This window comes from Sphingobacterium sp. UBA3519, assembly GCF_002377215.1.
GTDB classification, from domain to species: Bacteria; Bacteroidota; Bacteroidia; order Sphingobacteriales; family Sphingobacteriaceae; genus Sphingobacterium; species Sphingobacterium multivorum.
The window spans coordinates 1-26,066 of record NZ_DFPI01000025.1 but is presented as its reverse complement, the minus strand read 5'-3'; the positions used below and the strand labels follow the sequence as shown (position 1 = coordinate 26,066).

20 protein-coding genes are annotated in these 26,066 nt (G+C 41.2%); 6 read left to right on the top strand and 14 right to left on the bottom strand.

Annotated features, from left to right (window positions below; genetic code table 11):
* Positions 1–266 precede the first annotated feature (266 nt).
* Positions 267–2,000, top strand: a complete 1,734-nt coding sequence (locus B3297_RS15415; protein WP_286754425.1) for a thiamine pyrophosphate-dependent enzyme — start codon at positions 267–269, stop codon at positions 1,998–2,000.
* Positions 2,001–2,143: 143 nt separating this feature from the next.
* Here the strand turns inward: B3297_RS15415 and B3297_RS15410 are convergent, their stop codons facing one another.
* Positions 2,144–2,332, bottom strand: coding sequence for a hypothetical protein (locus tag B3297_RS15410; protein ID WP_112374468.1), 189 nt, complete (start codon positions 2,330–2,332; stop codon positions 2,144–2,146).
* A 266-nt stretch (positions 2,333–2,598) separates the two neighbouring features.
* Here B3297_RS15410 and B3297_RS15405 point away from each other — a divergent pair, with 266 nt between their 5' ends.
* Entirely contained in the window at positions 2,599–3,087 is a 489-nt protein-coding gene (locus tag B3297_RS15405) for a hypothetical protein (protein WP_286779113.1), read from the top strand.
* Here the strand turns inward: B3297_RS15405 and B3297_RS15400 are convergent.
* Positions 3,061–3,453: a diacylglycerol kinase family protein gene (locus B3297_RS15400; RefSeq protein ID WP_286769711.1), complete on the bottom strand. Its 393-nt coding sequence runs from the start codon at positions 3,451–3,453 to the stop codon at positions 3,061–3,063. The genes B3297_RS15405 and B3297_RS15400 overlap by 27 nt on opposite strands.
* Positions 3,454–3,656: 203 nt before the next feature.
* On the opposite strand from B3297_RS15400, the gene B3297_RS15395 reads away from it, so the two are divergent.
* Positions 3,657–4,835, top strand: a complete 1,179-nt coding sequence (locus tag B3297_RS15395) for a MalY/PatB family protein (RefSeq protein WP_286779112.1) — start codon at positions 3,657–3,659, stop codon at positions 4,833–4,835.
* 160 nt (positions 4,836–4,995) lie between these two features.
* Here the strand turns inward: B3297_RS15395 and B3297_RS15390 are convergent, their stop codons facing one another.
* Positions 4,996–7,158: a S46 family peptidase gene (locus tag B3297_RS15390; protein WP_201639396.1), complete on the bottom strand. Its 2,163-nt coding sequence runs from the start codon at positions 7,156–7,158 to the stop codon at positions 4,996–4,998.
* A 226-nt stretch (positions 7,159–7,384) separates the two neighbouring features.
* Between B3297_RS15390 and B3297_RS15385 the strand changes: the two genes are divergently transcribed.
* Positions 7,385–8,323 carry a hydrogen peroxide-inducible genes activator gene (locus B3297_RS15385; RefSeq protein ID WP_046675858.1) on the top strand — a complete coding sequence of 313 codons (939 nt, stop codon included), beginning with the start codon at positions 7,385–7,387 and terminating at the stop codon, positions 8,321–8,323.
* A gap of 6 nt (positions 8,324–8,329) precedes the next feature.
* A complete protein-coding gene (locus B3297_RS15380) occupies positions 8,330–10,129 on the top strand; it encodes a chloride channel protein (protein WP_070569765.1) in 1,800 nt (599 codons plus the stop codon).
* A gap of 89 nt (positions 10,130–10,218) precedes the next feature.
* On the opposite strand, the gene B3297_RS15375 is transcribed toward B3297_RS15380, so the two are convergent.
* From B3297_RS15375 to B3297_RS15345, 7 genes are all read right to left on the bottom strand, one after another.
* Positions 10,219–10,809 carry a riboflavin synthase gene (locus tag B3297_RS15375; RefSeq protein ID WP_046675860.1) on the bottom strand — a complete coding sequence of 197 codons (591 nt, stop codon included), beginning with the start codon at positions 10,807–10,809 and terminating at the stop codon, positions 10,219–10,221.
* 751 nt (positions 10,810–11,560) lie between these two features.
* A complete protein-coding gene (locus tag B3297_RS15370; RefSeq protein ID WP_070569769.1) occupies positions 11,561–12,154 on the bottom strand; it encodes an RNA polymerase sigma factor in 594 nt (197 codons plus the stop codon).
* Between the two features lie 199 nt (positions 12,155–12,353).
* Positions 12,354–13,844, bottom strand: a complete 1,491-nt coding sequence (locus B3297_RS15365; protein WP_286769707.1) for an arylsulfatase — start codon at positions 13,842–13,844, stop codon at positions 12,354–12,356.
* Positions 13,841–15,364, bottom strand: coding sequence for a sulfatase-like hydrolase/transferase (locus B3297_RS15360; protein WP_286779111.1), 1,524 nt, complete (start codon positions 15,362–15,364; stop codon positions 13,841–13,843). The genes B3297_RS15365 and B3297_RS15360 overlap by 4 nt, the downstream gene beginning before the upstream one ends.
* Positions 15,365–15,419: 55 nt before the next feature.
* The gene (locus B3297_RS15355) at positions 15,420–17,075 is read right to left on the bottom strand and encodes a RagB/SusD family nutrient uptake outer membrane protein (protein ID WP_112374474.1); all 1,656 of its coding nucleotides are present in this window, start codon (positions 17,073–17,075) and stop codon (positions 15,420–15,422) included.
* A gap of 17 nt (positions 17,076–17,092) precedes the next feature.
* Complete coding sequence (locus B3297_RS15350; RefSeq protein WP_286779110.1) at positions 17,093–20,521, bottom strand: SusC/RagA family TonB-linked outer membrane protein; 3,429 nt, start codon at positions 20,519–20,521, stop codon at positions 17,093–17,095.
* Between the two features lie 185 nt (positions 20,522–20,706).
* The gene (locus B3297_RS15345; protein ID WP_286769705.1) at positions 20,707–21,885 is read right to left on the bottom strand and encodes a FecR family protein; all 1,179 of its coding nucleotides are present in this window, start codon (positions 21,883–21,885) and stop codon (positions 20,707–20,709) included.
* Positions 21,886–22,245: 360 nt separating this feature from the next.
* Here B3297_RS15345 and B3297_RS15340 point away from each other — a divergent pair, with 360 nt between their 5' ends.
* Entirely contained in the window at positions 22,246–22,671 is a 426-nt protein-coding gene (locus B3297_RS15340; RefSeq protein WP_146753040.1) for a hypothetical protein, read from the top strand.
* Here B3297_RS15340 and B3297_RS15335 read toward each other — a convergent pair.
* From B3297_RS15335 to B3297_RS15320, 4 genes are all read right to left on the bottom strand, one after another.
* Complete coding sequence (locus tag B3297_RS15335) at positions 22,652–23,524, bottom strand: EamA family transporter (protein ID WP_286769704.1); 873 nt, start codon at positions 23,522–23,524, stop codon at positions 22,652–22,654. The genes B3297_RS15340 and B3297_RS15335 overlap by 20 nt on opposite strands.
* A complete protein-coding gene (locus B3297_RS15330) occupies positions 23,511–24,329 on the bottom strand; it encodes an alpha/beta hydrolase (protein WP_286779109.1) in 819 nt (272 codons plus the stop codon). Before B3297_RS15330 ends, B3297_RS15335 begins: the two co-directional genes overlap by 14 nt.
* 74 nt (positions 24,330–24,403) lie before the next feature.
* Complete coding sequence (locus tag B3297_RS15325) at positions 24,404–24,979, bottom strand: Crp/Fnr family transcriptional regulator (RefSeq protein WP_286769702.1); 576 nt, start codon at positions 24,977–24,979, stop codon at positions 24,404–24,406.
* Positions 24,980–25,090: 111 nt separating this feature from the next.
* A complete protein-coding gene (locus tag B3297_RS15320; protein ID WP_286779108.1) occupies positions 25,091–25,867 on the bottom strand; it encodes a hypothetical protein in 777 nt (258 codons plus the stop codon).
* Positions 25,868–26,066: the final 199 nt, after the last annotated feature.

The following is a 26,066-nucleotide window of genomic DNA, read 5'->3' as shown; positions in this document are numbered from 1 at the left end:
CAATGAATTTGAAACAGCTTTTTTTGTTGAATACAATTTCTTTTTATTTCAAGTATAGCGAATTGTTGGCTTTAATTTGAGCCCAGTATATACCTGCTCCCAATTGAGGCTGTTATTGCACATTCGACCAGATTATACGCTTGGGAAACGACAGACCTGTTCAGCTAATGTCCCAAACCATTACGCTACATTATTGTTGTTATTAAATAGCGGCAATATAATTTGTACGATGCCGCTATCACAAAATCTTAAATTATAGTATAAGTATGAAAAATGTAGCACACCAGATTGTGGGTCTTTTAAAGGATGCGGGAATTCAGCGTATTTATGCCGTAACGGGCGATAGTTTAAATTTTTTCAACGAAGCTGTTCATGCAGATGGAACGATGCAATGGATACATGTCAGGCATGAGGAAGTGGGGGCGTTTGCTGCAACGGCAGAAGCTGATTTGCACGGGATCGCTTGTTGTGCGGGAAGCAGTGGGCCTGGGCATGTGCATCTGATCAATGGTGTTTATGAAGCACACAAGACTCGTGTACCCATGCTTGTGATCGCATCAACATGTGCTACCTACGAATTTGGAACCGATTATTTTCAAGAAACCAATCCAATCAAACTGTTTGATGATTGTTCTTGCTACAACCAAATGATCACTCGGCCGGAGCAGGTGCAACGTATGGTGCAAAATGCATTACAACAGGCTATCTCTAAACGGGATGTTGCAGTTATCGGCCTACCTGGTGATGTATCAGAAATGGAAGCGGTTCAAATGAATACTTCAACGAAGGTGTTTTTTACCGAGCCGCAAATTAGACCTTCGGAGATGGAAATTGGGCGATTGGCACAATATATCAATCAAGCAGAAAAGATAACCTTGTTCTGTGGTGTGGGGGCCAAGAAAGCACAGCAGCAAATTGTAGCATTATCACAAAAGATCCATGCGCCAGTAGGTTATTCATTTAAAGCAAAGTTGGATATCCAACGCGACAATCCCAATGAAATCGGGATGACAGGACTTCTAGGAATGGCTTCAGCATTTCAAAGTATGCATCATTCCGATCTTATTTTACTTTTAGGGACTGATTTTCCTTACAAGGATTTTATACCGACCAACAAAACCATTATCCAGATTGATATTGAAGGTGAAAAGCTAGGGCGTAGATCCATCGTAGACTATGGGCTTGTTGGCGATATTGAGCATACCTTAAAAGCGGTATTGCCCTTTGTAGAAGCGCGTTCGGATACGAAATTTCTGGAGAAGCAGCTTGCTTCTTATGAAAAGGTCAAGGAAGATCTCATGACGTATGTGGAGGATTCAGGCAGCGAATGCGCAATACAGCCAGAATTTGTCGCTCATACCATTGATCAGAAAGCCAGTGATGATGCTATTTTCTTGCTTGATACCGGGATGTGCTGTGTTTGGGGAGCACGTTATATTAATCAGCGAAAGGATCGAATCATGCTGGGGTCTTTCAATCATGGTTCTATGGCTAATGCCATGCCAATGGCTATTGGAGCTGCATTGACACATCCTGAGCGCCAGGTTATTGCTTTTTGTGGCGATGGAGGCCTATCCATGTTGTTGGGGGATCTTGCAACAATAAAACAATATAACTTACCGATCAAAATCATCGTCTTCAACAATCGTGCACTTGGTATGGTTAAATTGGAGATGCAGGTATCAGGTCTTAAAGATCAGGAAACTAATATGGTCAATCCAGATTTTGCGATGATCGCCCAGGCGATGGGCATACGTGCATTTACGGTGACTCAACCCCAGGAGGTGGATGGTGTTATCCATGAGGCTTTTGGGATTGTCGATGAGCCTGTCCTAATTGATCTATATACCAATCCCAATGCATTGGCTATGCCACCCAAGATATCCTTCAGTCAAATGAAAGGGATGACAGAAAGTATGGCAAAATTAATGTTGTCGGGTAATTTCGAAGAGGTGTGGGATACCATTAAGTCTAATTATAAACATTTGAAATCGCTTTGATCCCTCGTCATCGAATATATTAAAAGCCCCAAAAAGCATAAAGCAGAGGGGCTTATTTTGTGTTAAAAGTGACTTGAATGTGTGGCGGTCAGACCATAAGAGGCTGATCGGCGGATAGTCGAAATTTGAAGGAAAATGTTATCTCAACATTGACGTTGAACAAACCAAAGGCTTTTAAGTAACTCTTCTTTACAGCGTCTGAGTTTTTCAATTTTGGATTCGGAAGGAATCGTAACTTGCTCTTTAACAATAATAGCCAAGTCTGTTTCAATGGACAATTTTGTGAGTGATGTACATCCACTATCAAATTTCTTAAAGCTTACATCTTTCATACTAATATTGGTTAAGAATTCCTGAATTTTATAATGTACAATTTACTAATAAAAATTAGCTTTACAATAAGCCTACGATAATTTTATTGTTACTAAATTGTTTATTTTTAATAGCTTATATCGTGCTAAAATAGTAGACTGCTATCTAACTTATAAACAATATTCGCTTGCTTTTTGTTTTTTGAATTTGAAAATTTTAAATGGTAGTTATTTAAAACAAAAATTCTTTTGAATTGCTATCTATACGATCAAACAAAAAATAGACGATGAGAATAATCAATTTCGGATTTATAGCGTTGCTGTGTTGTGCTGGCTGCCATCAGGAACAAAAAAAACAAGTTACTTCAACGAAACGCAATGATACTGTTCAAACTACTCAACCGTTGGATACCGCGGGGTTTTTTAGTGGAAAGAGTACATATCAGTACCTTAAAAATGGCGATACCATTTCACTGTCAATCACTGTTGATGGAGAAAAGGTACAGGGTGATCTTAGCTATGCCTGGAAGGAAAAAGATCGTAATAGCGGACATATTGATGGTGTCTTGAAGGGGGACATTTTAACGGCCGATTATACTTTTTCTTCTGAGGGACAGGAATCGGTCCGCCAGGTGATATTTAAATTATCTAAGGCTCGTGCAATGGAAGGTTATGGTGCGATGGAGGAGAAAGCTGGAAAAATGTCTTTTGTTGATCTGAAGAAGATTGCATTTGATGAGAAATTCGCGTTAGAAAATGTAACGAAGGGCCAATGAGATCAGCTTGGGGGTAAAAATTAATAGGCCGATCAATAGCGCGGTGATGCTGCTTATCATCACTGCCGCTGCGGCGACATCTTTCATCTTTTTGATGTTTGGGTTATGTTCTGGACAGATAAAGTCAGCCATATTTTCCAATGCAGTATTTAACAACTCACAGACGAATACAAAACCAATGGCAAAGAGTACAGCAATCCATTCGTGGGTACTGATGTGAAGCACAACGGATAGCAGTATGGCCATAATGGCCGCTATACAATGCACCCTGAAATTATGTTCTTCATGCCAGGCTGTTTTCAACCCACTGAAAGCATAGTGAAAACTCTTTAATCTGGCACGGAATGAAAAGTTGTTTTTGGCCATAGTTGTTATGCTATTTTCTGTAAAGATAGCGCTTTCTGCTTATCCAGGTATACTGGATTTTTTTATTGCATGTTGTCTATTATGTCCGCGAGTTTTGTTATGTATATTAGCCTTCACTAGGTAATTTATCGTGCGATCTGAACCCCCTTTTACTTTATCATATTTTTTTTGCAAATGCCTCCTAATTTTAATTAAATTGCTGTATGATCTATAATTTTGACAAAACGATTGTTCGTCGTGGTACCGATTCGGTCAAATGGAATCAACACGATTATGCCGATTTGATTCCACTCTGGGTTGCGGATATGGACTTTCCAGCAGCACAACCAGTCGTGGATGCACTTGCGCAACGGGTTCAACATGCGGTATATGGTTATGCTACGATTCCAACTGCTTTTTACAGCGCAGTGATGAGCTGGTCCTCACAGCGGCATAAATTTGTACTTCAACCGGAATGGATACTTCCTGTTATCGGTGTCGTACCGGCGCTTTCGGCTTTGGTAAGCGCATTGACATCACCCGGAGATAAGGTTTTGGTGCTAGAACCTGTATATCATTGTTTTTTTTCTTCCATAGAACGCAATCAAGCCCAGGTGGTTTCCAATGACCTGATTTATCGTAATGGCGAGTATACGATCGATTTTGAGGATTTTGAGCATAAAGCAAGTGATCCGAAAGTCAAGTTATTTATTTTATGTAGCCCACATAACCCGGCTGGGCGAGTTTGGACCCGAGCTGAGCTTGAACGTCTTGGTGAAATCTGTTTGCGACACCAAGTTTTAGTCATTTCGGATGAAATTCACTGCGATCTGGTATTTGAAGGCTATACACATATTCCTTTTGGAAGTATCAGTGCAGCCTTTTTGGCGAATTCGATTACCTGTGTAGCACCGAGTAAAACCTTTAATTTGGCGGGATTGCAGGTCGCTACAGTTCTCGTGGCCGATCCTGAACTCAAGAGGAAGGTGCAACAGGCTTTCTTAGCTAATGAGATCAGTAGCATAAGTCCCTTTGCCATTACGGGCTTGATCGCTGCGTACGAGTGGGGCGGGGAATGGTTGGATCAGGCTTTAAGCTACATCCATGCAAATTATCTGTATTTGAAAGGCTTTATGAACGAACATCTGCCTGCTTTGCATGTGTTTCCTTTGGAGGGTACTTATCTGGTGTGGGTAGATTGCGCCGCTTTGGGGATTTCAAGTCGAAAATTGGGAAAGCTCTTATTGGACGAAGCGCATGTGCAGGTGAATGTAGGTGCGATGTACGGGAAGGGGAGTGATGACTTTATTCGCCTCAACATTGCTTGTTCGAGGGAGGTATTGACAACAGGCTTGTTGCGTTTGAAGACTGTTTTCTCTTCTTTGCTCCAAGGGGCAAAATAGTATGCGAAGCTATTCTGAGTTAGATGAATAGGTTCTGATTTACGGTGATTCTTCGTTCGTAGTGGCATGCCGCCGGGCGAATCGGAAATAGCGTGGTGAACAAAAAAAGCCGCTGCATCTCTCGATGCAGCGGCTTTCTTGCGCCTTGTTTTAGACCAGATTAGATACCCATTTCTTTCAGGATAAAATGCGCGTTGTCAATTTTATCGGCAACCCAGAGGACATAACGAATGTCGACTCCGATGGATCTGCTGTAACTCTCGTTCCAAGCGAAATCATTAATTGTTGCGTCGTAAGCACGGTCAAAATTTACACCGATTAATTCACCATTGGCATTCATTATTGGAGATCCTGAATTTCCACCTGTAGTATCCATATCATATAAGATATTAACCGGCACGGACCCCAGGTCTTTTTGAACATAGGGACCAAAATTTTTGTTGAGGTAAGCTGTCTTGATTTCTTGTGGATAGTCAAATTCTGCTAAACCAAGATTTCCTTTTTGAATAATCCCTTCGATTGTTGTAAACGGTTTCATATAGGTTGCGTCAGCAGGCGAGTAGCCTTTGATGTGCCCGTAAGTCAGACGTAAGGTTGAATTTGCATCAGGAATAAAGTTCTTGGCCTGGAAAATTTCCTTAACGGCGACATAATCGCCCATTAATTTGTTCAGTACCCCTTCACGTCTTTTTTGTTCAGCAGCGAACTGGACAATATCATTGTTCAATTTGCCCTGGAAATCCAATAATTTGTCGTCAAATTTCTGAAGTGCATCGGCATTGGCCAAGACGGTATTTAGTATGTAATTTTGATCGCCAAGTTTACTGTTCTGAATAATCTCTGTTGCAAATTCTTGTGCAGTAGCCGTATTAAATTGCAATTTCTGAATGGAGGCCAATTGATTTTTACCTTGGAATGCAATGGCATCTTCCAACATTCGGGAGAAAATACGCTGATCAGCTTGCTTATTGTAGCTTTCGTAAGTTTCTTTAAGTGCTGTTTTTAACTTTTCAATATTTAAATCGAAAAGCTGTTTGGCCGCCTGGGATGATTTTTCCTTGGCTAAGTTGGTTTTCAGAACGTTTAGGTCGCGAGCTACTTTCAATAAGCTTGTGCTGTTGTAAATATTGTTGATCCAAAGTTCTTTCAGGGCATCTTGATCACTGAGCTGATAATAGGCATCAATATCAGCGAGTAGACTTCCATATTTGTTTTTCAATTCGGGTTTACTTAAGATAAACGCTGCCAGTGCTTCGTCTTCTTGTTTTTTTGTCGATAGCAAGTCGATTCCTCGTAAGCCCTTGAGTTTACCACGATAGTTTTTCAATACATTCGCATTACGTTTTATGCGTGTTGCCAAGGATAGGGCGATATCGGTATTGTCTTTTCCTGCTTCCTCCATCTGTTTATTTTGGAAATCATACAGGTTGGATACGTAGGGCAAAAGATATTCCTGTTGATATTGAATATATTGTGCTGGTCTGTGTCGGAATGTTTTTCCGGGATAACCAAGGATAAAGGTGAAATCATTTTCCCGTACCCCATTTGGATTGACTTTAAGGTGTTTTTTGGGCTGGTAAGGAACGTTATCTTTAGAATAAGGTGCAGATTTTCCGTTTTTGCCGACATAAGCTCTCAGAAAAGAATAATCTCCCGTGTGGCGTGGCCATACCCAGTTATCGGTCTCTCCACCAAATTCTCCGATGTTTTGACGTGGAATATAAACTAAACGAACGTCTTCAATTGTTTTATAACGGAATAGGACATAACTTTTGCCGATAAACATTTCCGATACTTCAGCTTTAATCGTCGGATCTTCCTTTTCAGCTTGTTTAACCAGTTCTTGTTGTTTACGTTTGATCGTATTGATACGCTCCACTGGATCGCTGATGTTAGCGACAGCATTTAATATTTTAGCGGAAACATCCTCATAAGAATCGGTAATTCTTATTTTTAATCCTTTTGCCTCAATTTCCTGCTCTTGATTTTGTGCGACAAAACCGTTTTTTAGGTAATTGTTGATTGCTGTACTCGCAAGTTGAACGGCAGAAAAAGCACAATGATGATTGGTAATAATCAGACCACGGTTTGAGACAAACGATCCAGTACATCCACTGACTTGAACCAGGGCATCTACCAGTCCGACCTGGCCAGGATTGTAGATGTCTCTCTCACTGATCTTTAATCCGGCTTTCTTCAATCCAGCTCTATTTAATTCGCTCAATGGAAACATTCCCTCATCAGGATTTGCCTTGCTATAAGGACTGTTTGCCATGGTTAAGAATAAAGCTAGTGCAATTGTCGTACGATTTATAAACTTCATAGGATTTTAACTATCAACTGTTGTAAATCTCCAAATTTAAGAAAAGCATTTCGATGAAATCGATTTTTTATGTGAACTAATGTAACAATAGTGGATATACAGGATCTTTTTGGCAAGGTATTTATTGTATAATCAGCAGGCCCAATACCCCTGTTGACTTTAATTGTAAAGGATTTGACATTGGTTTACGACAGGAATCGTAATTTTGTGCTTTAAAGATAGTAAGATGACCTTAATCCAATTGGAATATATTATAGCTGTTGATACCTACCGAAGTTTTGTTGCAGCTGCAGAAAAATGTTTTGTCACGCAACCTACGTTGAGCATGCAAATACAAAAACTTGAAGAGTCTTTAGGGGCAAAAATCTTTGACCGGAGCCGTCAGCCTGTTGTTCCTACAGAAATCGGCGAGAAAATTATTCTTCAAGCTCGAATGGTATTGACGGAAAGCCGAAAAATCAATGAGATTGTACAGGATAAAAAAGGGGAAATTGAGGGTACACTAAGGGTCGGTGTTATCCCGACAATCGCACCATATTTACTTCCGAATGTGCTGACCACATTTATGGAAAAATATCCGAAGCTACAATTGCAGATATGGGAATATACCACAGAACGGATTGTGCATGAATTGAAGGTCGGACTTTTGGACTGTGGTGTGCTATCTACTCCTTTAAATGACCCTGGGATTTTGGAGTCGCCTTTATTTTACGAAAATTTTGTCGCCTATATCTCAGTCAATAGCCCCCTGTTTCCGAAAAAAATACTGAGTGGCGATGATATTGCCGATGATAAACTTTGGTTGCTCAATGAGGGGCATTGTATGCGTGGGCAGGTACTTAATATTTGTCACCACAAACACAATCAAGATCTTACAGGAAGATTTGAATATAACACCGGTAGCGTAGAGACCTTAAAACGTATGGTCGATATCAACGATGGCATCACCATATTGCCTGAATTGTCGATTTGGGATTATTCCGACGAACAATTGGATCGTATCCGTTATTTCAAATCACCAGAACCGGTACGTGAGATATCATTGGTGACCACACAGAACTATGTGAAGAGACAGGCCATCCAGGCGCTGGAAAGAGAAATATTGGCCGTAGTACCCGATAAATTCAAAACAAAAAAGAAGAAGGAAGTGTTGAGCTTTCAATAGAACGATATGGGAAACCTCAAAAGACGTTTTTTTAAAAAAATAGACCAGATCAATCAATGGCGGATGAAGAAAGTTTCGAATCGGAACTTTATCATTATACTCGCATTTTTGGTTGGAATTGTCGGTGGTATTATGGCATCTGTATTGAAAAGATTAACCCATTTTATTGCAACGACAATACAAGATGATATCGACTGGAAAGTAAAATACTCAGTTTACTTAATTTTTCCATTGATCGGAATATTGCTCAGCGTGTTTTTTGTTCGCAAATTTCTAAAAGGGAAGAAGATGGAACATGGGATTACACCCATTATCTATGCCATCAGTCGGAAAGGCAGCCGATTGGATCCCAGTAATATTTATTCTCAGGTAGTGACCTCAGCTATAACCGTTGGCTTTGGCGGTTCCTGTGGTTTGGAAGCACCAGTTGCTTTGGGCGGGTCTTCTATCGGTTCTAATATCGCCCGTTTTTTTGGACTGCAGTATAAGGAAGTTACCATGTTATTGGCTTGCGGTGCAGCAGCAGGAATTTCAGGTGCATTCAACAGCCCTTTGGCCGGAATGATCTTTGCCATCGAGATTTTGCTTCCAGAATTTTCAATTCCCGTGTTCATTCCTTTGCTGATCTCATCAGCATTGGCTTCTGTTGTCTCTCGTGTGCTTTATAATGAACCCTTATTCAGTACATTTAATTCCGACTGGCAGGTTTCGGCCTTAATATTTTACCTCTTGTTGGCCGTGTTGATTGGGCTTTATACGATTTACTTTGCACGTGTTTCCAGAAGTGTGGGTAAATGGTTTTCTAAGATTAAGAATCCCTATAATAAAGTCTGGGTCAGTGGAATTGCTTTAGGTCTGATGATTTTTGTATTCCCGGCACTGTATGGCGAGGGCTATATTACCATTCAGCAGATTCTGAATGGTCAGTTTAACTCGATTGTTAAGAACAGTTTGTTTTCAGACTATAAAGATATGGGATTAGTCGTCCTGGGTTATACGATATTGACTTTATTTGGAAAGTCCCTTGCCGCATTATTTACTTTAAATGGCGGTGGAAATGGTGGTGTATTTGGACCAAGTTTAGTCATGGGCGGATTATTAGGATTTGCATTTTCGTATGGTGTAAACTTAACCGGAATAGCCGAGTTAAATGTGCCAAATTTTGTGGTTGCGGGGATGGCCGGTGCGTTGAGCGGCATTATGCATGCGCCGTTGACAGGCATATTTTTGATTGCTGAAGTGACCGGAGGTTATACGTTAATGGTTCCATTGATGTTGGTTTGTTCCATTTCTTATTTGATTAATCGAGCCGTGCTAAAGCATTCCATTTACACCAAGGTATTGGCCGAGTCCGGCGATCTGATTTCTTATGAAGATAAGGATCGATCCGTGTTAAGTATGATGCGGATTAAATATGTATTGGAAACTAATTTTGTGATCTTACGCCCTGACGAAACACCAAAAGGTCGACAAACAGACATCATCCATAGTAAACGCAATATCTTTCCCGTGGTTGATTATGAGGGCAAATTTATGGGACTTCTTTATAGTGAGTTTCTATTTTCAGTCTTATTGGGCGAAGTGGATGGGGGAGATACCACCTTTGAGAAATTAGCGCAGAAGCCAAATGATACCGTTGGGATCAACGAAAACATGGAAATCGTGATGGCTAAAATGAATAAGGACGATACGTGGATACTTCCGGTTTTAGGGGACGAAAATAAATATATGGGCTTTGTTTCCAAATCGAGTGTATTCAATAAATATCGCGCATTACTGATCCGTCAGGGGCACTATTTGGAATAAATCAAGTAGACAGTTAGGACCCGAAATAAAGCGTGTAAGGATGAACTTCCTTGGATTACCTTTAAACCCAAGGAAGAACAGTGAATTTTTTAAGCGCGCAAAGCCATTATCTTCGTGACATATTTCCCGATGATATCAAACTCCAAGTTGACTGTGCTCCCGACTTCAACCTGCTGCAAGTTGGTATGCTCTAACGTATATGGAATGATGGCAACGGAGAACTGATCGTCTTTAGAATCGACTACTGTCAAGCTGATACCATTTACGGTAATGGATCCTTTTTCTACGGTGATATTTTGTTTGGAAACATCATATTGAAAGGTGAAAATAAAACTACCATTTTCATCTTTCTTTTGGATACAACGCGCAGTCTGATCTACATGTCCCTGAACGATATGTCCATCAAATCTTCCGCCTGCCAAAGTACAGCGTTCCAGATTGATCAGATCGCCCACCTTTAACTGAGCCAGATTTGTCTTCTGTAGGGTTTCGTCAATTGCTGTCACTTTATGGAGATCATTGTTTAATCCTACTACAGTAAGACAAACGCCATTATGACTAACGCTTTGGTCTATTTTAAGTTCATTTGAAATAGCAGAACTGACGTAAAAATGGATATTACTTTTCTCCTGTTCGATATTTTCTATTTTTCCTAAGGTTTCTATGATTCCAGTAAACATGTTATTTTATTTTTGATTGTTTCCAAAGTTACTAAATAAAAAAATGAAATATGATTGTTAAGGTCGCACAAATACTGTCGCGATAAGTCAGGCGTATGCTAGTTGAAACTGGACTTAATGCTCAAACTAGCAGGATCGTTATAGCGATTGTTAAAAGGATCTTTAAAAAGGGCAATCCATCATTTCGGACCCTGTTTATGCATCCAATTGAACCTGTAAAAAATAAGAGTGCTTGATAAAACGAAGCAAAGGAGTGCTCCCTTATTACATAGTAAATTTAAATAATGCACGAGTTAAATACTGTGGTTGGGAGGCGCTGAGCGAAGCTACCAAAAAAAAAGCTTGTTGAAAAATGCAAAAAGACTGTAGTGTACATTGTACACTTACTATTCCTTTTGTGATTGCTATGCTAAAACAAATTTATGGGAGTTGAAAAAAAATATAACAAAATTTTTGTTTATATCATTTGAAGCACTATCTTTGTCCTAGGTTTAGGTTGATTGCCTCTTACAAAGAGGTATTTATAAAAGCTTAGCAGGTCGCCCGACCGAATGCTAAGCTTTTTTTTGTTTCTAGTTTTTTAAAATTATTGCTTTCTTAGTTTACTGATAAACAGTTGTTTGTATTTTTTAAACCGTTCCAACGTTGGAGGGCAAGTATTGCCTGAAGGTGGTTAACCTTAGAGGGTATGCTGTGTGAATAGCCTATTGGTCTATCTAGGGGTCGGATGCGGGAAATTGAAGGGAGTTAATTATCCTTTGAAGGCATACCATACAGATAGCATAAGAACACTGAGGTATTCAAATTTTTTAGATTTGAACCTTTCTTTTAATGCGTATAATGCCTTAGACCTTGCATAATAGACGGTCGATGCGGTTGTGTTTAATGTTTCACAAATTTCTTCGGTATTCAAGCCGTCCAAAAAGCTGAGCTTGAAGATCTGAGCCTGCTGTCTGGGGAGCAAATTTATTTCAGCAAGCAGCAATTCGGTGAGTTCTGTCCGGAATATTTTCTTGAGTACATCGTCTTCCGGAACCGACATATGCTGAAGAATATCGAGCTCCTCTTTCCGTATTTTGAATTGCGTCGTTCTTTGCATATCGATACAGGCATTTTTAGTAGCGATAAAAAGAAAGGCTTTCAGGCTTTCATAATTCTCTACCTTTTGTCGATTATTCCATAACTTAACAAAAACATCGGAGACAATTTCTTCGGCGTCGGTTTTGTTGCGGAGGTAGGAAAAGGCAAAATAGCGTAACGAATGACCAAAATGATCCATAAAAAAGCATAAAGCCATTTCATCACCTTCTTTTAGTGTATTGATGTATGATTCTATTTGCCGCATACTTGGTTATTGATCCTTTTACGTTGGCCTTCGGAATATGTTGTACTCCTCTATGGTCGATACGTCATTCAATAGGTACATTCACATTAGACTCCAGCTGTGGATTGCTGTGCTAAATTACATAAAAAACTTGGGTTGTCATGATTCAATCCGGACAACCCAAGTTTTTTAAGATAAAAAAATGAAGAAAGAAATCGATTTATTTTTTAATCATCTTATTCGCTACAATTTCCCATTCCTGAATATGGGCAGGTCGGTGTTCATGCTGAACAATTTCATCAAAATGTCGCAGCATTTGTGGGTATTGTGCAGCTAAATCATTTTCTTCCCAAGGGTCTGTCGTTAAATCAAACAATTGCCATTTTGCTTTGGGGTTTTTCTTCAGATCGAGTTTGACGGCCTTCCAACGTCCTTCGCGTATGGCGAGCTGGCCGCCCTTTTCTGGATATTCGAAATAGAGGTATTGATGTTTCTGTTGATCCTTCTGACCCAGCCAGGTTGGAAGGAGGGAGAGCCCATTGCTGTGTCCGGGGCTTTGTTGAACCAGCTGTGCGAAGGTTGCCATGAGGTCATATTGGGCCGAGATAAGGTCCGTTTCAGCATTGGCTTTGATATGGTTTGGCCACCTGACAATTAACGGAACTTTGATACCACCTTCAAAAACATCCATTTTTAATCCCCTAAGCGAATCGACACTGCGGAAAAAGCGATAATCTATGCCCCCATTAAAACCAGTTCCGTTGTCACTGGAAAACAGAATAATGGTATTGTCATCTATTCCCAATGATTTGATATGTTTCATAATCGTACCGACTTGGTCATCCAGATAGGTGATCATACCCGCATAGGTCGCTCTTGGATAGGGGGTAGCGGTATAGCCGTCCTGTCCGTAATACGGTTTGTCCTGGAAGAGGTCCTTATATTTATCCACATATTCCTGGGGAACTTGTAGTGATAAGTGCGGCAAAGTATAAGGAAGGTATAAGAAAAAAGGTTTACTTCGGTTTTTGTCGATAAAAGCCAGCGCTTTCGCTGTCATTAGTTCAGGTGCATATTCCTTACCGTCAAACTGCTTGAAGTCCTCTGCCGTGGCCTTACTGGAATCTAAAGGAGTATGTACAAATTTTTCCTTGTTTTGAAGGGGATATTTTGTTTCATTTTCCCAAAGATGAGTTGGGTAGTAATTGTGGGCCTGTTTTTGGTCCAGGTAGCCAAAAAAATAATCAAATCCCTGTTTGTTGGGGCTTCCGGTGGAATTATTCATCCCAAGTCCCCACTTTCCAATGGCTGCGGTCTGATAGCCGGCTTTTTTAAATAGGTGAGCCATGGTATACGTTCCTTCAGGAAGTGGCATCTGGCCAGCTTCGAGACTATCTGCAAAACCGCCCAATTCATAATTTCCGCGAATATAGGATTGGCCACCATGCTTGCCCGTCAACAACATGCAGCGGGCGGGGGCACAGACAGGCGTACTTGTATAGTGGTTTATAAAACGTAGACCTTCACGTGCCAGCTGTTGGATATGTGGTGTTTTGATCAATCGCTGTCCATAGGGCTCCGTTTCGGCATAACCTAAATCGTCCGCATAAAAAAATATAATATTGGGCAATTTTTGTTGCTTTTTCTTTTGTTGTGCAAAAAGAGTCCCCCATCCGAGGAGGATGAGGGCGAGTCCAGCTTTTATTTTCATTTTTTACGTTCTCCTTCCAATAACTGCTTGAGTTCAGCGACCTTTTCTGGATATTTTGAAGCCACATTATTCTTTTCGCCGATATCATTTTTGAGATCGTATAACTGATCTTCCGGAAGACTTCCTGTTTCAGTATCGGTTAGTTTCATGTAGGGGGCACCTTTGCTGGGTGCAATATATTTCCATTCGTCCTTTACGATAGCCAGTGTCTGCGCATGCTGTACCATACTGCTACGTCCCTTATTATCTTGACCGGTTAAGGTTTTCAAGAGTGGGGCGCTGTCTTTTGCTTCATCTGCTTTTAGTGGAACATCCAATAATTGGGCACTTGTTGCCAACAGATCTATTTGGCTGATCAAAGCATTGGAAACTTTCCCCTGTGCAACACCTTTGCCGCTCACGATAAAGGGCACGCGCGTTCCGCCTTCGAAGATGCTATATTTGCCACCGCGTAGTGGGCCTGCGGGTAGATGGCCATTTTGTTGGGCCACAGCTCCATCCATATAGCCGTCGTCGAGAACGGGCCCGTTGTCGCTACTGAAAATTATAATCGTGTTTTTGTCAAGTCCCAAGAGCTGCAACTGCTGTTGAATTTGTCCGACGGTCCAATCCAATTGCAGAATAGCATCGCCGCGGTAGCCGAGTTTGCTTTTCCCTTTAAATTGTGTTGCGGGCATACGTGGGACATGTGGTTCTGTCAAGCAGAAATAGAGAAAGAACGGTTTGTTTTGATGTTGGGAAATAAAGTCCTGGGCTTTGTGGAGAAATGTTGTGGAAACTTCTTCATCCACCCACCTGGCACGTGTTCCGCCGCTCATGTAGCCGATTCTTCCGATACCGTTGACGATAGTCTGATTGTGGCCCTGACCCGGTGAAGAATGCATTTTGAGCAGTTCGGGGTGTTCTTTGCCCGTAGGGTCGTTCCCAATTTTCTTTTCATAGTCCACCAGAATTGGATCATTGGCTTCAGCGGCCACAACTTGATCATTTTCAAGAAACACTGTTGGGACGCGATCTGCTGTTGCAGGAAAAATGAATGAATAGTCAAAACCTACATCATTAGGCCCGGGTTTAATGGGGGCATTCCAGTCTTTTTGGACCTGATTTCCGAGTCCCATATGCCATTTGCCAACAATGGCAGTAGCATAGCCGGCATGTTTAAATACTTTGGGTAATGTAATTTTATCCGTAGGAACGATTAGCTTGGCATCGCCTGGCAGAATGCCTGTCCCTTCCTGGCGCCATGGATACGTCCCGGTCATCAATGCAAAACGGGAAGGGGTGCAAGTTGCCGATGTACTATGTGCATTGGTAAATCGGACGCCGTTCCGGGCGAGCTTATCCAGGTTGGGTGTCTCGATTTGTTTGGCACCATAGCTATTTAAATCACCGAAACCAAGATCATCCGCATAAATATAGATGACATTCGGTTTACTTGCCTTTTGGGCAAAACTAACGGTGGGTAGCGTAACAAAAAGGCTCGCGGAGAGTAATAACGCTAGAGATAGTGGCTTCTTCATATACGTTGAATTTTGTTTAAAGGGTATCGTTTGACAATTGACGATACCCAAGGTACTATTTTAAATTTGGATTGATATTAATTTCATTCTGTGGAATTGGCCAATGTTCATCTTGGCCAGCTCGGAAGGCCTTACTGGTTACGTACCATCGGCTATAAGGATCTTTGTTTCCACCTGCTTTTATGCGGAGATTTTTCGCACCTGGGAATGGTGCCCCATAGAAATCGCCCTTTAGTACATCTTTTGCGATACCCCAACGTAATAAATCCCAATAACGGAGTCCTTCCAGTGCAAGTTCGACACGTCTTTCGTTACGTAAGGTCGAACGCAGTGCGCTACTGCTTTGGACGGTGATGGCTGGCATATTAACGCTGCTTCTTTTTCTGACAGCGTTGATAGTTTTGTCCAGTAGGTCGCTGGTAATAGGATCACCATTTTCGAGTTTGGCTTCAAGGTAACTCAGGAGGACTTCGGCGTAGCGTATAATAGGAACATCGGCTCCAGAGTTTTGTAAGTTTCCACTAAAGCCTTCGTCGTTGAACTTGCGCAATCCGTAGCCCGTGCGTGTTGCCTGTTTTGTTGTTGTCAATTGATCAATAGACAATGTGGAATCTGGATGTGAGGTGTATTTTAAATTTTTAAAGCGGTCTCCATTTGTTATCACCGTGAAGGCTAAACGCGGATCCCGGTTTTTGCTGATGTCTTGCGCATTATATCGCGCATCATCGTACGAAAATGCCGTTCCATCGGTGAAACCATAGCTCTCTACAAGGCTACCAAGCGGGCAATGGAGATGCCAACCCCCGGCGACTGCGGGAAAATTGTGTTGGAACATACCGTTTCCAGCGAGATCAACAAGATACTGCGTGGCAAAAATAATCTCTTTGCTCGTTTCGTTGGTTCCATTAAATAAGCCTGAATAGTTGGGATCAATGCTGTTTTCATTGGCATTGATGATCTGCTCATAACTTTTGATCGCGTCGGCGTAGGCTTTTTCGGCCAGTTGGATGCGTCCCAGGAAAGCGAGGGCTGCCTGTTTGCTTGCGCGGCCCCGTTCTGCGGCAGTCAATTTGCCATAACTCGGTAAGTCGTTTGCCGCTTCCTGTAATTCACGTTCAACAAAAGTAACCAATTCCTGTTTTTTTGCTTTGGATACCTGGTTTGCCTCATTGGGTGTTAAGGTTTTGGTCACCAAGGGAGCGTCACCCCAGTATTGAGAGAGGTAGAAATATTGACAGGCACGTATAAAGCGCGCTTCTGCCTTGAAACGAGCGAGTAGTTCAGCTGAAATCGGCGTCTTATCAATATTTTCAAGGAAATAATTTGCACGGGCGATTTTCTTATAGGTATACTGCCAATAATTGTCTAAGTTGCCGTTATTGCTCGTTAATGTTCCATCGGATAGCTTGTTGAAAACCGAATTATCACCACGTCTATCGTAGGCATTGTCCGAAGCAAACTCCAGATAAAGTAGCCCGTTATAGGACCACCAGTCTGTGGGGCTGAATTCGGCGAGGGAGTTCATTTGGATTTCTGCTTTGTATAATCCTGTCAGCGCTGATTGCGCATTCGTTTCACTGGTCCAAAAAGTCTCGTTTGCAAATTTATCAAGCGGATTGGTTTCCAGCTGTTTTTTGCAGCTGATGCTCAGGCTTGATGCAAGAAGAATGCATAGGGCCAATTTTATATGTCTGTGTGTGCTATGTATCATGGTTTTTTATCGATCGGTTAAAAACTAAGGTTAACCCCAAATGTAAAATTGCGCATAATAGGGTAGTAGGCGCCGCTTGAATTGATTTCCGGATCCCAGCCTTTTCTATAATTGCTTTTGGTAAATAGGTTTTCGGCGTTTGCATAGATCCGCAGGCCTGACAATTTCCATTTTGCAAGGGTGTTCTTGGGAATGGTATAGCCTAATTGCATATTTTTGAGGCGTAAGTAGCTCGCATCCAAAAGCCAGTAGTCTGACAGCAGTGTATTGGGAGTACCTGTGCTTGGCAATTGTTCAATTCTTGGGTAAACCGCATTGCGGTCGGGATTTGCTGCTGTCCATCTGCCATCAGCTTGCCAGCGTTGGATATTGCCGTTTTGTGTCAACGCAAATCCAGCATAATTGTCCAATAAGCCTTTAACACCACTTACACCTTGAAGAAGTATTCCTAAGTCAAAACCTTTATAGCTCATCCCGATATTCATCCCGTAGGTGTATTTGGGGATACGTGATCCGATAACAGTTCGGTCATATGTGGCATCTACTTTTCCATCAGGTATGCCGTCGGGGCCACTAATGTCTTTGTATCGGATATCGCCTGGCTGTGGCTTTGGGTTGATGCTGGTTTGATTGGCCCAGCTTGCAATATCAGCAGCATCGATAAATAGGCCATCGGCTTGGTAGCCATAGTAAGCCTGTATGGGGTAACCGATAAATAGGGTTGAACCATTTCCAACTAAGCCATTTGGCTGGTTGATATTGCCGACACCCAAATCGACGACTCTATTTTTGACGGTAGAGAAGTTTAGATTCACATTATACGAAAATTCGTTCAACTTCTTTTGATGTCCCAAGGTGAATTCCCAGCCACTATTTCGAAGTTTTCCAGAATTCTGTACGCCTACTTCAAACCCCAAAACTTTGGAAACACTAGAACCTGGGCTCACCAAAATATCGTAAGTATATCGGTTATAATATGTACTACTGAATGTCAATAAATTTTTAAATAAAGCCACTTCCATGCCCGCATCTGCCGTTCGGGTTGATTCCCAGCGTAGCGTAGGGTCAACAATTGTTGTTCTGGCGACCCCTGGAGAAATGGTATTTCCAAAAGGGTAATTATAACCCGGATTTAAAACATCCTGGTATGGGTAGTTAGAGACAACGCGCTGTTGTATATTACCGACAATATTTTGGTTTCCAAGTACCCCATAAGATCCTTTGATTTTCAATTCGTCGATCCAACTATAATGGTCCTTTATAAACGATTCTTCACTCAGCAACCAACCTACTGCAATCGAAGGGAAGGTCGCATATTTTTTATCGGTTGGAAAACGGGATGACCCATCGTATCGAACAACACCCTCGACAAGGTATTTCTTGGCATAATTATATTGTACGCGTGCAAATAATGATTCTAATGCCCACTCTGAGGCTGTCCCAGCGTTCTGTTGCCCATCTGGTGAACCTACATTTAACTCGGTAAGATCATTGCTGGGAAAATTCTGGCGGTAAGCGCTTAAACCTTCGCTGTAGCCTTTTTCGAAAGAATAACCACCTAATATTTTCAGGTTATGCGACCCGAAAGTCTTCGTGTAGTCTGCTAAAGCTTGAAAAGTTTTGTAAGTGTCGTAGGGCGCACTTTGGTTCAGATTTGAGGGGCCCAGAATTATGGAATTGTTGATCCGTTGCGAAGCTCTGAAAAGTTTTGTACGGCCATTCGTCTGCGTATACCCGCCAATAGCGGATAAGGTCAGATCTGAAATCGGTTTCCAATCGAGCTTTGCGTTTCCCGAGATATTGGATACTTTTTCTTTGTAGAAGGATTCGCTCTCCAGGAAAGATACGGGTGTCCCTTTCAGGTTATTTCCTGCGCCCCAGTCACCGTTGCTCAACCGAATAGGGTATATGGCGGGATAGCGAATCACCTGAGAAATGATATCCGTCATGCGGGAGAAGTCGAGCGTTGCCGGTGCTGCCGGTTCGTCTGTTTCGGTCTGAATTGCTGCTACCCGCGTCGTTAATTTGAGCTTGTCATTGAGGTTTGATATGAGATTGAGGCGGACATTGTATTTGTCAAAATTGTTTTTGATGACAATACCTTTTTGATTCAAAAAACCAGCAGATAAGGTGTATTGTATTTTATCTGTGGTATTGGATATATTTAAATTGTGGCCTGTTTGTGTTGCTTGCGACTTAAATGAGCTTGCCATATAATTGGCATTGGGATAATTGTCAGGATCTGAGCCATCCTTAAATTTTTGGATTTCTTCGGCCGTATAACCACCGCCACCACTTGTGGTTTCGTTGAGTAAGGAAGCGTACTCCCAAGAGTTGACAAATTCGGGGAATGCTGTTGGCTTTTGGATCCCATAATAACCATTGTAATTGACCGTTAATTTTCCGCCAGCTGCGCCTGTTTTTGTTGTTACCAGAATAACGCCGTTTGCGGCTCTAGCTCCATATATGGCTGCTGAGGAGGCGTCTTTCAATACCGATATCGAGGCAACATCATTTGGATCAATATCATTAAAGGAATTGGTGGGGATACCATCAACTAAAATAAGTGCGTCGGTACTGGCGCCGAATGATCCCACACCACGAATCTGTATCGTATTGTTTGCTGCCCCGGGTTGGCCAGATCGCTGTATGACGGTCACGCCCGGCATTTGACCAGTGAGGGCCTGAGCAAGCTGGGGAACGGAGCGTTTGGCGAGTTGTTTCCCATCAACTTGGGAAACCGAACCGATTAGTTCTTTCTTTTTTGTCGTACCGTAGCCTACGACGACGACTTCCTCCAATGCGTCGATATGCTGGCTAAGTTCAATATTGAGGTAGGGCTGGTTGGCCAACGGGATTTCCTTGGTTTGGTAGCCGATCATTTTAATGACAAGTACGGCGTTATTATTTGCTTCAATCTGAAAGTTACCACTTGCATCTGTAGTAGTTGCTTTTGTCGAACCTTTTATCATAATTGTTGCACCTTGGAGCGCGGTTCCTTTGCTATCGTGAACATTTCCCTTGATGGTGCGGTTTTGTTGCACTAAGACGTAATTGCTTGGAAGGTCATACGTTAGGTGGTTTGTTTTTAACTTCGTTACGACAAGCATATTATCCTGAAAACTCCAATCCACAGGTTGGCCTTTTAAGAGGATCGGTACAGCTTTTTCTAAAGGCATATTGCGAACCTGCGCCTCAATTTTTAGTTCAGCAAGTTCTTTACCATTCAATAGAAAGGGGACGCCACTCTGTTTTTGGATGGTACGTAGTACCTGCACCAATGACATTTTTTTGGCGTTAATCGTGATTGATTGTGCGTAGCTGGCTGCAGACAGCTTAACAACACATGCAAGAGTAAAAAATGCGCTCAGCTTCATTTTGGTCTTCCATTGCTTGGGGATGTTCACAGCAATTCGATTTCTATGAACAAGAAATTTAAAATTCATAAATTTGTTGAATTAGGGATATAATCTATTGTTAAACTGATTGGGTAAATCGGTCAAAAATGGAGATCGCTATTATGGCCGATTAATGTTCGTAGCATTGGTCGGCTTTTTTTAGTATCTCGTTTTGTCTCCTTAGGTTGGTTTTCTCATAATTGTTGTTTTTGGGTTATTTCATGGATAATTGGTTAGTTTGAAACAAAGAGTTTACGGATGCCATTTTCTTGGATCAATTCAAATTTAATATGGCTGCGTTCCAAAATTTTTAGGACTGCCGATAGACTTTTCGTACGTTGAATTTCGCCATATAATAGAGTTTCTTTTATCGGTTGCGTGTAGATGATTTGCAGGTCATACCATTGACCGATCAATTGTAGGGCAGTATGAAGGTCCGTTTCATTAAAATAGAATTTATTGTCGAGCCATGCGATGTAGTTAGCGGGATCGACCACTTTTTTGGATAGTTGACCCGAAGCTAAGAGCGCTTGTTGGTTGGGTCTGAGCTGTAACGTTTGCCCTTGCGCCGATAGATTGATGCTTCCCTCCACAAGCGTGGTACTACTTTGGGATTTCGAATAGGTGTTTACGTTGAATTCGGTACCGGTGACTTCGATGAGCTGTCCATTGGAAACGACCTGAAATGGAACCTTTTTATTTTTTGCAATTTTGAAATAGGCTTCACCGTCAACTTCAACAACACGTTTGTTTTTTGCAAAATGAAGCGGGTATTTGAGTGTTGTTTTCGCATTGAGTGTAATTTCCGAGCCATCTTCCAATTGGAGTTTCAGCATTGTGCCGGCGGGGGTATTAACTGTGGCCATCAGATCTTCTCTTAAAGATTCGTTTTGTAGAACAGTACCGTCTTCGTAGGTCAATTTATCTCCTGAAACAAGGGCTCCTTTCTGACTCGATACCTGGAGTACTTTGCCATTCGAAAGTCGTATTTCAGCGTTGTTGTTCTGTGCTTCTACATCATTTAAGACCATTCGATCGCTGATCGGTGTAGCCTGTTTTTTTACCACTATGAAATACATCAGACCACCTAAAATTAGGCTTATTAAAGCTGCAGCGTAGGGTAGCAAACGCTTTAGGTTTCTTATAGGAGATGGTTTAATGGCGGAGGTTCGAATGGTCTCTAGGGTCTTTGTCTTTAACCTTTCGTTCCAATCCATCGTATCTGAGGCCTGGAGTAGGCTCCATTGATTTAAATCGTTGATAAAATCATCGCGATCTAAAAGGTCTTCAAAAAAAATACGGTGTTCTGCTGATTCGTCCAACCATAGCTTTAAATCGGTCTTTTCATCCGACGTTAAGTTGTCGCCGATGTACTTTATGATTAGTTGTTTGATATCATCAGTCAATCTCATGGTGTATAATTTTAGATAGATACGTAACAGGAAGGATAAACCTTAGTAAAAAAATGAAAAAATATTCAGGTGTAGCATGCCGACAAATATTAAGGTCCATCCGTCAAATATCGTCAGGACCACGTCCAATAGTGCTTTGGCATTTATCTTTCAAGGATTAATTTGCATCTTTAAAAAGATTCTTGTCGTTTAAAGGTTACGCGGGTTTAGCAGTTATGCTATGTGAGAAGTCAGCCTTGAATTCGGTTTTGAAATTGAGGCGCTCGGAAGGGGCCTGGTCGAAATTTATTAAGGGAAAATAGGAGGGGACGAGAAGTTCAGGCCTATTCGCGGTTTTGTTTATTTTAAAATATTGTGCCGATGAAAAGAAAGCTAAGTTTTATTTTTCTGCGAATTATAGGGTTTAGTGTGTCGACGACCTTTGTCCTTACAGCCATACTTCAGGCAAATAATGAGGCGGCAAAAAGAGCACGTTGCTACATGCCCTTTTTTACAGAATTGTTGCTTTCATTCGTGACACTCTGTATTGCGATTGGTACGATATCTATTTTTCTAAATTTAAATAAGCAATTCAGAAGCAGTAGGCTTGCACGGGCACTATCCTTTGTTTTATTGCCCGCTGCTATTAGTCTATTGTTTTCATCCTTTCTGATCCAAACTGGTGGAGCCTCTAATATATTTGAAATGCTCCACATGGCTGCAACCATAGTTCCGGTTTGGGGGCTGATCTTATGGCAATATAATAGATTTAGTCATTGGCTGGCTACTACGACTTACCAACATTAATTATGATGACAGCCATTAAAATCAGGAGTATGCCCAACCATTGGAATCCTGAAACAACTTCCTGCAGAACCAACATGGCAGATAAGGTTGAAACGGGGATTTCCAGACTTGAAATAATATTTCCCATCGCTATTCCAGTTTTCGGGATTCCCTTTGTAAACAATAAAGGCGGTAGGATCGTTCCAAAAATGGCAATCAGTAATCCCCAGGGGATTGCATTAACTTGCATATACCGAATAATATCCATGTTCCAAAATGCGACGATGAGCAGCAGTCCGCCTAAAACCAAGAATTGGCTTCGTACCGAACTCGGCAGCTCTTTCTCCACTGTGCTTGAAGCATAAATTGCCAGCGCATAACTTATTCCCGCTCCGAAACCCAGTATTATTCCTCTGTAATCAAGGTTATTATTGTTTTGGAATAGATTGGTTGCTAAGGTCGTTCCGAGCAAAACGATAATAACTCCTGTTATCTTGCCTTTTGAAGGAAACTTTTTCAACAGCACTGCTTCTGCAACCAAACTTATCCAAATGGATTGCATCAGTAAAATAATTCCAACAGATACCGAGATATATTGGATGGAGAGATAGTAAAGTGTAGTTGTTAGGCCCAATGAAATGCCCCATACCATCAGTTTTATTTTTGATGAAAATTTGATAACGTTATGTTCTTTTGCACTACGCTTTGAAAACAGATTAAAGGCCAGCAAAAAGAGAAAACCAAACATAAACTGCAGAAAGGTCAACAGACTTGTGTGTATCCCTAAATGGTTTGCATATTTCACGATCGTTGCGAGGAGTCCATAGCTGCAAGCGCCTGCAGCAACATAGAGTGTCGATTTATAGTCCTTCATGTTGAAAGTAGTTTTGAAATAAAGCCAACTGTTGTGATAGTGATTTGCTCCAATAAGCAGTATCGTGTCCGCCTTTTGATTCGATGTAAAGATGCTCGATGTTTTTGTTGGTCAGATGCTTGTGGAATGTCCGGTTCATTTCCAGCATTTGCAGGTCTTCCGTTCCACAATCGAGGATATAGCGTTGTTTATTGTGCTTCATTTTATCTTCGTTGCTGTAGATGCGGTCTACATCGTTCAGATTTTTGAAATCGCCCAATACCTTGTCTACCTGATATTGCTGGTAGGCTTGTCCAAAGCGGTCGAAATCAAGTGCGCCGCATGAACTTCCGACGATCGAAAATGTTTGTGGGTAGGCTATGCCGATGTGCAATGCTCCGTAGCCACCCATACTCCAGCCCAGTATTCCGCGCGCATTTCGGTTTTGTTGCGTCGGGTAGTGATGATCGATGTAATTGACTAGCTCATTTCCGATAAAGGTGCTGTACTGTGAATGTGGATCGATGTGGCTATCTACGTACCAAGAATTGAAGTTGCCATTTGGGAGCACATAAATAGTCTGAAATGTTTTTGCTTTTTGGATTAAGTCGGGAATATCTTCTTGCACTGTGCGGGTGGGGTTGCCGCTATAACCGTGGAGTATATAAACTGTTTTATAATTGATCCCGTCTTGCATGTCGGGTGTAATTATAATGGTTTCAATGTTTTTGTCCATTTTGGCACTATGGATTTTTGTCTTAACGACTTTTTGTGCCGCCAGTGGTAGGCTAAGGGCAGAAAATAGGAGGGTGTATACTGTTTTCATAGCTTAAAATTTTATCTTTATAAGGCAAAATTCAAGAGTATAATCTTTAAAAACGTATACAGATGTTGATGGAATTATTCTTTTAATTCCTTACGGATGCGGCTTAATTGCGTGGGAGTTACACCAAGATAGGAGGCGATATGATGCTGTTTGAGGCGTTTGAAAAGCACTTGATTCTGATGAAGTTCAAGGTAACGTTCCTTCGCAGATTCCCATTTCAAATCGATTTCAAGTGGTTCTTTTTTGACCACCCAATTCTTTTCCAGGTAGGCTATCTGAAAGAGTGCTAAATCATGCTTTGTCCGGACAAGCTCACGGAAAGCCTTGGCAGAATACTGAATCAACTCAACATCTTCGAGTGCAACGATGTTGAACGCGCTCGGTGTTTCTGTGATGATGGCGGCGGTGGAAGCACAAAAGCTATTTTCTTCAAAAAACATTTTATAGATGGTATTACCATCAGCGTCTAATTTATAATAGCCTAATAATCCTTTGCAGATAAAATAATAGTACTTGGCATATTCTCCAGCACGTAGAATATGTTCATTTTTTTTGAACTGCTTCACCTGAAAGATAGTTTTCAAAATGTCTGTTGTTTCTGCACTGAGCGCAGCATAAGTATTCATTTCGAAGAGTAGTTTTTCTATCATCTGGGGCAATTGTTTTTGTACATGCTGGTCTGTCTTATTAACAAAGTTAGTGAAATGACAGCTGCAATAGTGTCTTTACGGACTGTAACTTGGAAATTAATGATTTTTACACTAGTCTTTGATGTAATACTCTGTTCCATTTAAGCCGACATAGATTTCCCTATCGAGGTCACCGCGATAGCCAATAAATAGCGGATACTGCTGTTCACGTAGTGGATTATTATAAAGTTCCTCGATATTCGCATACTTTGCTTTAACAACGATCTGATTGGTTTCGCTATTTTTTATTCCCTTCAGTAAAGTGTGTTCACTGGTAAAATCTATGTAGGGTATTTCTTTTCGTTTGGGCTGAAAAACCAATTTAACACCTTCTTCAATCAACTCCTTGTTTTTTGTTCGAAATTCCTGAATGGATTGCTCGTCCGGAAATAGTTGTTTTCCGTTCCGGTTGTCTCTGATGTGTTGAAAGAGTGTGTTTTGATCTATGTTGTCGCTATAATAAACAGTTGAATTTTTATACAGATAAATGGTTGTTTCACCTGTTTTAAAATCGGTTGGATTGTATTTATATACTCGTGTACCCTTTTTATCGATGCGGTATCGCTCACCATTGAATAGAACCCAGGCATAGTCTGCTGTTCCATATTTAATGATCTCGGCATTATTCACATGGAAAAGTTGGAAATTGTAATCAGCCTCGAATAATTCTGCCTTTTCAAAAAGCGCTTTTATCTTAATGTTTAGCGATTTGTCAGAGTAGCCATATAAGCTGTTCTGCATGAGTGTCGGAATTAAATCAGGATACGCCAAATCTGTTGAGGCTAATTTATCTTGGGCATGAGCAGGAATACATAAAAAGGTTAAAAGAAGTAAAATAAAATTTTTCATCCGTTTTGCTATTTAATGTGCCTAACAAAGCTATTAAATTAGCTCTGTAAAAAAATCAATGGAAATAGTGATTTTTAATATTGCTGAGCCTCGAAAGGATTGAATCCGGCCGACCTTTCTTTCGAATCCTAATAGCTTTAAAACAAAAAAAGCTAATCTTGCGATTAGCTTTTCTTTTGTGATCCCGCTGGGATTCGAA

Excerpts from the sequence above, each read along its gene's own strand:
- B3297_RS15415 (WP_286754425.1), top strand. The coding sequence starts at position 267 with ATGAAAAATGTAGCACACCAGATTGTGGGTCTTTTAAAGGATGCGGGA.
- B3297_RS15410 (WP_112374468.1), bottom strand. The coding sequence starts at position 2,332 with ATGAAAGATGTAAGCTTTAAGAAATTTGATAGTGGATGTACATCACTC.
- B3297_RS15405 (WP_286779113.1), top strand. The coding sequence starts at position 2,599 with ATGAGAATAATCAATTTCGGATTTATAGCGTTGCTGTGTTGTGCTGGC.
- B3297_RS15400 (WP_286769711.1), bottom strand. The coding sequence starts at position 3,453 with ATGGCCAAAAACAACTTTTCATTCCGTGCCAGATTAAAGAGTTTTCAC.
- B3297_RS15395 (WP_286779112.1), top strand. The coding sequence starts at position 3,657 with ATGATCTATAATTTTGACAAAACGATTGTTCGTCGTGGTACCGATTCG.
- B3297_RS15390 (WP_201639396.1), bottom strand. The coding sequence starts at position 7,158 with ATGAAGTTTATAAATCGTACGACAATTGCACTAGCTTTATTCTTAACC.
- B3297_RS15385 (WP_046675858.1), top strand. The coding sequence starts at position 7,385 with ATGACCTTAATCCAATTGGAATATATTATAGCTGTTGATACCTACCGA.
- B3297_RS15380 (WP_070569765.1), top strand. The coding sequence starts at position 8,330 with ATGGGAAACCTCAAAAGACGTTTTTTTAAAAAAATAGACCAGATCAAT.
- B3297_RS15375 (WP_046675860.1), bottom strand. The coding sequence starts at position 10,809 with ATGTTTACTGGAATCATAGAAACCTTAGGAAAAATAGAAAATATCGAA.
- B3297_RS15370 (WP_070569769.1), bottom strand. The coding sequence starts at position 12,154 with ATGCGGCAAATAGAATCATACATCAATACACTAAAAGAAGGTGATGAA.
- B3297_RS15365 (WP_286769707.1), bottom strand. The coding sequence starts at position 13,844 with ATGAAAATAAAAGCTGGACTCGCCCTCATCCTCCTCGGATGGGGGACT.
- B3297_RS15360 (WP_286779111.1), bottom strand. The coding sequence starts at position 15,364 with ATGAAGAAGCCACTATCTCTAGCGTTATTACTCTCCGCGAGCCTTTTT.
- B3297_RS15355 (WP_112374474.1), bottom strand. The coding sequence starts at position 17,075 with ATGATACATAGCACACACAGACATATAAAATTGGCCCTATGCATTCTT.
- B3297_RS15350 (WP_286779110.1), bottom strand. The coding sequence starts at position 20,521 with ATGAATTTTAAATTTCTTGTTCATAGAAATCGAATTGCTGTGAACATC.
- B3297_RS15345 (WP_286769705.1), bottom strand. The coding sequence starts at position 21,885 with ATGAGATTGACTGATGATATCAAACAACTAATCATAAAGTACATCGGC.
- B3297_RS15340 (WP_146753040.1), top strand. The coding sequence starts at position 22,246 with ATGAAAAGAAAGCTAAGTTTTATTTTTCTGCGAATTATAGGGTTTAGT.
- B3297_RS15335 (WP_286769704.1), bottom strand. The coding sequence starts at position 23,524 with ATGAAGGACTATAAATCGACACTCTATGTTGCTGCAGGCGCTTGCAGC.
- B3297_RS15330 (WP_286779109.1), bottom strand. The coding sequence starts at position 24,329 with ATGAAAACAGTATACACCCTCCTATTTTCTGCCCTTAGCCTACCACTG.
- B3297_RS15325 (WP_286769702.1), bottom strand. The coding sequence starts at position 24,979 with ATGATAGAAAAACTACTCTTCGAAATGAATACTTATGCTGCGCTCAGT.
- B3297_RS15320 (WP_286779108.1), bottom strand. The coding sequence starts at position 25,867 with ATGAAAAATTTTATTTTACTTCTTTTAACCTTTTTATGTATTCCTGCT.